General features: G+C 70.4%; 4 protein-coding genes and 1 pseudogene. 2 read left to right on the plus strand and 3 right to left on the minus strand.

All coding sequences use genetic code 11. The features are described from left to right. On the minus strand, nt 1–830 hold an 830-nt coding region (locus AC2W7J_RS15445; RefSeq protein WP_485983471.1), incomplete at its 3' end, for an energy-coupling factor ABC transporter ATP-binding protein. Then, nucleotides 830–1,414 carry a biotin transporter BioY gene (locus AC2W7J_RS15450; RefSeq protein ID WP_255184379.1) on the minus strand — a complete coding sequence of 195 codons (585 nt, stop codon included), beginning with the start codon at nt 1,412–1,414 and terminating at the stop codon, nt 830–832. The genes AC2W7J_RS15450 and AC2W7J_RS15445, both read right to left, overlap by 1 nt. Nucleotides 1,415–1,536: 122 nt before the next feature. On the opposite strand from AC2W7J_RS15450, the gene AC2W7J_RS15455 reads away from it, so the two are divergent. After that, nucleotides 1,537–2,124 (plus strand): TetR/AcrR family transcriptional regulator C-terminal domain-containing protein, encoded by a 588-nt coding sequence (locus AC2W7J_RS15455; protein ID WP_255184380.1) that lies wholly within the window; start codon nt 1,537–1,539, stop codon nt 2,122–2,124. A 4-nt stretch (nt 2,125–2,128) separates the two neighbouring features. Here AC2W7J_RS15455 and AC2W7J_RS15460 read toward each other — a convergent pair whose 3' ends face one another. Next, entirely contained in the window at nt 2,129–3,046 is a 918-nt protein-coding gene (locus tag AC2W7J_RS15460; protein ID WP_485983473.1) for a phenylalanine 4-monooxygenase, read from the minus strand. Between the two features lie 307 nt (nt 3,047–3,353). Here AC2W7J_RS15460 and acs point away from each other — a divergent pair. Next, a pseudogene (gene acs / locus AC2W7J_RS15465) lies at nt 3,354–5,287 on the plus strand (acetate--CoA ligase). Nucleotides 5,288–5,507: the final 220 nt, after the last annotated feature.

Consider the following 5,507-nt stretch of genomic DNA (forward strand, 5'->3'; position numbering starts at 1 on the left):
ACGGCGAGGCCAGCCGACGGCCAGCCATCCGCGAAGGGGCCAGCCCCGACGCCGGCGGCGGCGAGCAGGCTGAGCTTGGCGCCCGCCGGGAGCCGGTGGACGAGCGAGGTCCCGGGGCGGTGGGCCGTCAGCAGCATGCCGCCACCCGGGCGCGGTAGTGATGGACGACTTCGGCCGCGGGACCATCCGGCCACGACCCGGCCCCCGTCGACGAGGACCGCCCGGTCGCACCGGCCGGCGAGCTCGAGGTCGTGGGTGACGAGCACGACCTGCTGCGGCAGCCCCATGAGCAGGTCACCGACGCGTCGGGAGGCTGCCAGGTCGAGCAGCGTCGTCGGCTCGTCGGCGACGAGGACGTCCGGACCGGTGGCAAGGGCGCTCGCCAGGGCGAGCAGCTGGGCCTGCCCACCGGAGAGGGCGTGGACGCTGCGGTGGGCCAGGTCGGCCAGACCGTGCTGCTCGAGCACCTCGACCACGGCCGCGTCGCGGCCCCGCCGGTCGGGCCGTGCGGCCCTCAGCGACAAGGCAACGTCCTCGGCGACCGTCGGCATGACGAGCTGTGCGTGCGGGTCGGTGAAGGTGAAGGCCACCCGACGCCGGACCTCGCGGCCGCGGCGCGCGACATCGACACCGTCGACGTGCACGGCACCCGTCGTGGCGGTGACGAGACCGTTGACGAGGCGGGCCAGGGTCGACTTCCCGGCGCCGTTGGGGCCGATGAGCGCCACACGCGCCTCGCTGACGAGGAGGCTCGTCTCGTCGAGCACGAGCAGGTCGCCGGTCGCCGTGGGCCGGCGGACCGTGACCCGGTCGAGCTCGATGCGCGCCATCAGGCGCGGCGACGCAGCAGGTCGGGGAAGGCGCGGTGCACCGCGCCCGCGACGAGGACGGTCGCGGCCAGCTTGATCAGGTCGCCGATCCAGAAGGCACCGTCGACGGTCGCGGCCGCATGCCACCCGAGTCCCGCGCGCAGGTGCAGGCCGACGATGCCGGCGGCGTGGACGACCACGAGCGCGAGCAGCCCTCCCGCTGTGAGCACCCACGCCGTCCCGCGGCCGGCGCGTCGGACGGCGACCGTGGCCACGGTCCCGATGATCGCCGCCCCGACGACGAAACCGAGGATGTACCCACCGGTCGGGCCGACGAGCACCGGCAGCCCGGCCTTGCCATTGGCGAAGACGGGGAGTCCGATCATCCCGATGAGGATCCACAGGAGGACAGCGAGAGCGCCGCGCCGGGCTCCGAGGACGGCGCCCGCGAGGAGCACCCCGAAGGTCTGCAAGGTGATCGGCGCGAAGACCGAGAGGTTGACAGCGGGCAGGATCGAGCACACCGCGATCAGAGCGGCGAGGGATGAGACGAGGGCCAGGTCGGTGCTCGCCGTGGCGGCCCGGGTGGCCGGTGCCGTGGTCATGTTGCCGAATCCCCTCGTTGGATGAACGCCGTTCACTCAGGTGAACGGCGTTCAGGTTAGTGGCGCCGACGACGTGTGGTCAACTGGACCCCCGATCTCGACCCGCTTCGAAGGGAGCGCCCGTGCCGCCCACGCGACGGACCCGCCAGGAGCCGCTCTCGCACGAACGGATCGTCGCCACGGCCCTGAGCCTGCTCTCCCGGGTCGGCCTGCCCGACCTGACGATGCGCGCCATCGGAACCGAGCTCGGGGTGCAGCAGAGCGCGCTCTACCACCACTTCGCCAACAAACAGGCGGTGCTCGGGGCCGTCGCTGACGAGATCATCGCGCGCGCGCCCCGCCCGCCGACAGCGGGCGACGCTCCCTGGCAGGAGCGGGTACAGGAGCGCTGCGCGCAGCTGCACGCCGCGGTCACCGCCTACCCCGACGGGGCGGACCTGGTGATGAGCATGTGGGCCTTCGGGATGGGCGGGCAGGCGCCCTTCGACGAGCTGTGCCTGCTGCTGCGCGATGCCGGCATCTCCCCGGCCGTGGCACCGACCGCCGCACGCACGCTGCTGCACTTCGTCTACGGGCACGCCTACGACGAGCAGTCGCACGAGCAGGCCGCGCGCTCTGGGATCCTCACCGCCGAGCGCGAGCCGACTGACTTCGGCACCGGTCTGCGCATCCTCGTCTCAGGCATCGAGGCACACGGCGGCGCCGGCTGACCGGTCACGTGGCGGCCGGCACGAGTCCTCGCTGCTCGGCCGCTCGCCGCAGCGCGGCGGCCTTCTCGTCGTCGACTGTCACGAAGAAGTCGCCGACGACGTCCTCGAGATGGTCCATCGAGCGGGCCGCGAAGAGCACCGGCTGGTAGACCGTGATGTCGTAGTTGAGCGTGCCCATGTCGGCCAGGTCGAGCTCGCGGATCTCCATGTGGCCGAACTCCTGGATCTCACCGAAGCTCGACAGGATCCCGGCACCGTAGGCCTTGAGGTCGCTCCCCTCGTGCATCACCCCGAACTCGATCGAGAACCAGAAGACGTCCGCCACGAACTTCATGGCCTCGTCGGTCTGCAGGCGCAGCGAGGCCTGGCCCGCGGCCTCGGTGATCGCCGCCAGTCGCGTGCTGGCGAGCTGGTTGGCGTGGCCGATGACCTCGTGGATGATGTCCGGCTCCGGCGTGTAGAGCGGCTGCGAGCCGTGCCGCAGGTACTGCGTGGAGTTGAAGGTGCGGGACCCGAGGTCGGCATAGAAGTCACGAAGGGGGACCAGCCCCGGCGCACAGACGTAGGACCAGCCGGTGAGCGGTACGAGTCGCTCGCTCACCTCGGCGAGCTGGGGCACGTGGTCGGTCGGCAGGTCGAGGCGGGCCTTGGCCTCGAGGTACTCACGGTGGGCATGACGCTCGTGCAGCGGGGCGAGCTCGGCGCTCACCCGACGCCAGATCTCGTGCTCGGCCTCGGTGTAGGCGATGGTCGGGACGGGGTCGCGTCCTCGGTCCCAGCCCAGCGCGGCGCCGGCGATCTCCCCCCTTCGCCGCAGGTACTCGCGGTCCTCGCGACCCGGGTGCGTGTCGGCCAGGTGGACCTCGACGGTCCCGTCCTCGTGCTCGGTGACAGGTGAGTACAGCTGTCCCTCGGTGAACACGTCAACCACCTCCTTGTGATCAGCCAACCGTCGCAGACCTGCGCTGTCTGCACCACAGATCGCCGACACGCTGGGCAGACTGCCCAGAATCGAACCGCCTAGGTCCGCCGCGCCCTGAGCACTGTGCCCACCTGCTGCGTGAGCCGCTCGTCGGCAGGTGGCCGCAGTCGGACCGCTCGTCGTGCCCCTCCCCTCGCCCGGCGATGCACCACCCCCCGCCGTTGTGCTCGTCGCCACGGCGGGAGAAGGTAGGAGGTGGACACAGGTCCGCGCGAGGGCGCGCGGACCCACTCAACGAGGAGGACATGTGACGGACTACGCCCCCACCCCCGAGTTCACCGAGCAGGCCGTGGGCAAGGCCTCGCTCTACGACGAGGCCGAGGACCACGAGGCCTTCTGGGCCGCGAGGGCCCGGGAGTACGTCACGTGGAGCACGGACTTCGACACCACGCTCGACTGGAGCGATGCTCCCTTCGCCAAGTGGTTCATCGGCGGTGAGCTCAACGCCGCCTACAACTGCGTCGACCGCCACGTCGAGGCCGGCAACGGCGATCGCGTCGCGCTGCACGTCGTCGGCGCCAACGGCGACGACCGCACCATCACCTATGCCGACCTCCAGCGAGAGGTGTGCAAGGCGGCCAATGCCCTCACCTCCCTCGGTGTGGCGAAGGGGGACCGCGTCGCCATCTACATGCCGATGATCGCCGAGGCCGTCATCGCGATGCTCGCCTGCGCTCGCATCGGCGCGCCGCACTCCGTCGTCTTCGGCGGCTTCTCCTCCGACGCCCTCAAGGCGCGCATCGAGGACGGTGAGGCGAAGGTCGTCATCACCTCCGACGGCCAGTTCCGCAAGGGCAAGGCCATGCCGCTCAAGGACGCCGTCGACCGCGCGTCCCCGGCACGACCGCGGGCAAGGTCCTCGTCGTCCAGCGCACCGGCATCGACGTCACCTGGGACGACGAGCGTGACGTGTGGTGGCACGACGTCGTCGACTCCGCGTCCGACGAGCACGAGGCGCAGCCGCACGACAGCGAGCACCCGCTCTTCATCCTCTACACCTCCGGCACGACCGGTAAGCCGAAGGGGATCCTGCACACGACCGGCGGCTACCTCACCCAGGCGGCCTACACCAATGCCGTCGTCCACGACGTGCACCCCGAGACCGACGTCTACTGGTGCACGGCCGACATCGGCTGGGTGACCGGTCACAGCTACATCGTCTACGGTCCGCTGGCCAACGGCGCGACCCAGGTGCTCTTCGAGGGCACCCCCGACAGCCCGCACCAGGGCATCTTCTGGGAGATCATCCAGAAGTACGGCGTCAGCATCCTCTACACCGCCCCGACGGCGATCCGCACCTTCATGAAGTGGGGCGCGGACATCCCGGAGAAGTACGACCTGTCGTCCATCCGCGTGCTCGGCTCGGTCGGCGAGCCGATCAACCCGGAGGCCTGGCGCTGGTACCGCGACCACATCGGCGGGGGTAGCGCCCCGATCGTCGACACGTGGTGGCAGACGGAGACCGGCGCGATCATGAACTCGCCGCTCCCCGGCGTCACGACCCTCGAACCCGGCAGCTCCCAGCACCCCATCCCGGGCATCAGCGCCGAGATCCTCGACGACGAGGGCCAGCCGCTCACCGAGCCCGAGAAGGTCGGCTACCTCGTGCTCACCAAGCCCTGGCCGTCGATGCTCCGTGGCATCTGGGGCGACCCGGAACGCTACAAGGACACCTACTGGAGCCGCTTCGGTCCCGAGTACTACTTCGCCGGCGACGGCGCGAAGTACGACGACAAGGGCAACATCTGGATCCTCGGTCGGGTCGACGACGTCATGAACGTCTCCGGCCACCGGCTCTCGACGGCCGAGATCGAGTCTGCCCTCGTCTCCCACCCCCGGGTGGCCGAGGCCGCCGTCGTGGGCGCGAGCGACGAGACGACCGGCCAGGCCGTCGTCGCCTTCGTCATCCTGCGTCAGGACGGCGACGGCTCCGGCGGTGCCGAGGGTGACGACCTCGCCCAGGAGCTGCGTGGGCACGTCGGCGAGCAGATCGGCCCGATCGCCAAGCCGCGTCAGGTGATGATCGTCGACGAGCTGCCCAAGACGCGCTCGGGCAAGATCATGCGCCGCCTGCTCAAGGACGTGGCAGAGAACCGCGAGATCGGTGATGTCACCACCCTCGCCGACTCGTCCGTCATGAACCTCATCAAGGACGGGATGGCCAAGCCGGCATCTGACTGACCACCACCGACGAAGGGGGCCCGCCAGCTCGGCGGGCCCCTTCGTCATGTGTGCACTCCCCCAGGAATGACAGTGCCCGGGGAGGAATGCGCGCTCTCCCCGGGAATGCAAGAAGCCCCCCAGCGACTCGCTGGGGGGCTTCTTGTGAATGTTTGTCCGGCTGCGTCCTACTCTCCCACACCGTCACCAGTGCAGTACCATCGGCGCTGAAGGGCTTAGC

This window comes from Janibacter sp. CFPM2_SD2 (assembly GCF_057364645.1).

Coding starts and splice junctions, on each gene's coding strand:
- AC2W7J_RS15450 (WP_255184379.1), bottom strand. CDS start 1,414: ATGACCACGGCACCGGCCACCCGGGCCGCCACGGCGAGCACCGACCTG.